The organism is bacterium, from assembly GCA_016873475.1.
Lineage (GTDB): Bacteria > Krumholzibacteriota > Krumholzibacteriia > JACNKJ01 > JACNKJ01 > VGXI01.
The window spans coordinates 1-2,649 of the sequence record VGXI01000324.1 but is presented as its reverse complement, the minus strand read 5'-3'; the positions used below and the strand labels follow the sequence as shown (position 1 = coordinate 2,649).

General features: G+C 70.5%; 3 protein-coding genes. 1 reads left to right on the top strand and 2 read right to left on the bottom strand.

Going from position 1 to position 2,649, the window contains the following annotated elements:
* Positions 1-84: 84 nt before the first annotated feature.
* Positions 85-1,080: a hypothetical protein gene (locus FJ251_15325; GenBank protein ID MBM4119073.1), complete on the bottom strand. Its 996-nt coding sequence runs from the start codon at positions 1,078-1,080 to the stop codon at positions 85-87.
* Between the two features lie 153 nt (positions 1,081-1,233).
* Positions 1,234-1,575 carry a hypothetical protein gene (locus FJ251_15320; GenBank protein MBM4119072.1) on the bottom strand — a complete coding sequence of 114 codons (342 nt, stop codon included), beginning with the start codon at positions 1,573-1,575 and terminating at the stop codon, positions 1,234-1,236.
* A gap of 185 nt (positions 1,576-1,760) precedes the next feature.
* Here FJ251_15320 and FJ251_15315 point away from each other — a divergent pair.
* Positions 1,761-2,649: hypothetical protein (locus FJ251_15315; GenBank protein ID MBM4119071.1), on the top strand; the 889-nt coding region annotated here is incomplete at its 3' end.

Sequence of the window (2,649 nt, the reverse complement as noted above, 5' to 3'; positions counted from 1 at the left end):
CCCCGGGGGGCTCTTCCGCGCCGATCGCACGCCGAAGGCGGCCCTGCGCAGAGGAAGCTGAAGCCCGCGGGCGGCCGCCGGCCTTCAGCGAATCAGGAGCCCTCGTGCGGTGACGGCTCGGCCTCCGCTCTCGAGCCGGAACAGGTAGAGGCCGGACGCCACTGCACGGCCGCTGAGGTCCCGACCCTCCCAGCGCAGGCCGCTCGCGCCCGCCGTGGCGAAGCCCTCGCGCAGGACCGCCACGCGCCGCCCGGTCGGGTCGTAGACGGCGAGGCGGACGGCGCCCGCCACGGGCAGCGTCATCTGCAGCTCGACGCCCCCGCGCGCCGCCCGTGCGGCGAGGCGCAGCGCCGCGCCCGCCGTCGGCGCCGCCGTCTCGATAGTCCAGGGCGCGAAGAGCACATTGTCGCTCACGGCGTCGCCCTGGCCGCTGGGGTTCTCGAGCGGATGGAAGGGCCCCGTGCTGTCGCCCCACCAGTTGAGGCGCGCGTCGACGGGCTCGGCCAGCGGCTGCGTGACGCGAATCGCCGTGCCGTTGCCCGTGAGACCGCTGCCGGTCACGCTGAGCCGCGAGCCGTCGAGGTGCAGGCCGCCGGTCTCGCCGGCCGAGGCGTTGTCGCGAATCCAGCAGCCCGCGAGTTGCCCCGCGCTGTCGAGCAGATAGGCCGCGCCGCCCTCCAGGCCGGCGGTGTTGGCGTCGATCCGGCCGCCGCTCAGCAAAAAGCCGGCGTCGTCCGCGCAGAGCCCGCCGCCCCAGAAGAGCGCGGCGTTGCCGGCGATGACGCAGTCGCGGATGCGCACGCTCGCCGTGCTCATCAGGCCGACACCGCCGCCGAAGTCCGCCTGGTTGCCCGTCAGCCGGCAGTCCCGCAGGTAGAGCCCGCCGGCGCCGGCGCCCGCCCCGCCGCCGGTGCCGCCGCGATTGCCCGTGAGGTCGCAGTCGACGAGCGTGAGCTGCGAGTCCTCCTCGCTCAGCACGCCTCCCCCCGAGCCGACGGCCTGGTTGTCCCGGATCGTGCAGCGTTCGAGCCGCGGCGTCCCCGGCCCCTGCACGGCCAGGCCGGCCCCCAGGTTCGCCACATTCGTATGGATGACGCAGTCGCGCAGGATGAGCGAGCTGTTCAGCGCGTAGAGGCCGCCGCCGTGGTTGGCGGCCGTGTTGCCCGTGAAGACGCAGGCCTCGAAGATCGGCGAGGAATCGAGGCAACGGACCCCGCTGCCCGAGCACCAAGGTCAGGTGCCGCCGGCGATGCCGCCCGTGAGTGTGAAGCCGCGAATCAGCGTGGTCGAGTCAACGCCCGAGTAGATGCCGATCACCTGATCCAGTCGACGCGCGTCGAGAACCGTGAGCCCAGCCCCCGCCTCGGCGAGCAGCTTGATGCCCGGCGTGCTCGGCCAGACCAGGCAGGCCGCGTACTTCCCCGGCGCCACCAGCACGGTGTCGCCGGGATCCGCGAGATCGAGCGCCGCCTGAACGCTCGGCGTATCGGCCGGCACTCGCACGGTGGCCGCGGACGCGGGTGCAGCGAACGCGGCGATCGTGATCGCAGCAACGAAGAGCGATGAGCACGGCACGGCGGCGGCCCCCTCCCGACCTCACGTTCACCCCCAAGGATACCCGGCAGGGTTGCCCGGCGCCAGGGCCGACTTCCTCGCTCAGGCATGGGCTGGTATAATCGAAGCGTCCGCCATGGAGCATCGCTCCGATCCCGCGACCCACACGAGATGCGGTGCGGTGGGGTTTGGCCGTGGAGGCTCTCGTGAACGCGATCTCCCGTCGCGGTCTCGCGATCGTGCTGGGTGTCTGCGCCGCGCTGCCCGCCGCACCCGGCGCGGCGTCCTGGCTCTGGACCCAGAGCGACTGGACCGGGGGCGCCTACCAGAGCGCAGCGGGCGTGAACCCCGAGATCCAGGCCGGCGAGCTGGTCCTCGTCAACGATCCCGATCGCCTGATCCTGGCCTTCGATGCCTCCGACTGGAACGGCGTCTGGGCGATGGAAGCCTATCAAGGCCGGCTCTATCTCGGCGTCTGCGACTTCCCCAACCACGACTACTACGCGGACATCATGATCTACGATTACGGTGCCGACAGCGCGTACGTGGACATCCCCGTCGTCGAGGAGGGCATCAACGTTCTCAAGGTGCGCGAGGGGACGCTCTTCTCACCGGGCACGGACGCCCTGGGCGACGTCTTCATCGGGAACATCTACTACAATCAAGGCGACAGCTGGACGATGAAGTCCAGCGTCCCGCTTGCCTCGCACGTGTTCGATCTCGAAGTCTGGCAGGACAAGCTCTGGGTGAGCACGGGCTGCCACAACCCGCCCGATTACCCGGGTATCCTCTACTCCTCGGACGATATGGGCGACACCTGGTCGGAGGAGATCGTCATCCATCCGTGTCCGCCCGGCATCTACTTCCGCCGGCTCTACGGCCTCGGCGTCTGGAACGGGTCGCTCTTCGTCAACAGCGACTTCGAGCCGCCGGAGGGCAAGGTGGTCTACGAGCTGACGGGCACGGAGATCATCGCCCACACGATACCGGCGCCGGGCGACGACTGCTTCTGCGCCTTCGTGGAGTGGAATGGCAAGCTGGCCTGCCTGACGCGGACCATCGTGGACTTCTACGACGGTCGGACCTGGATCGATC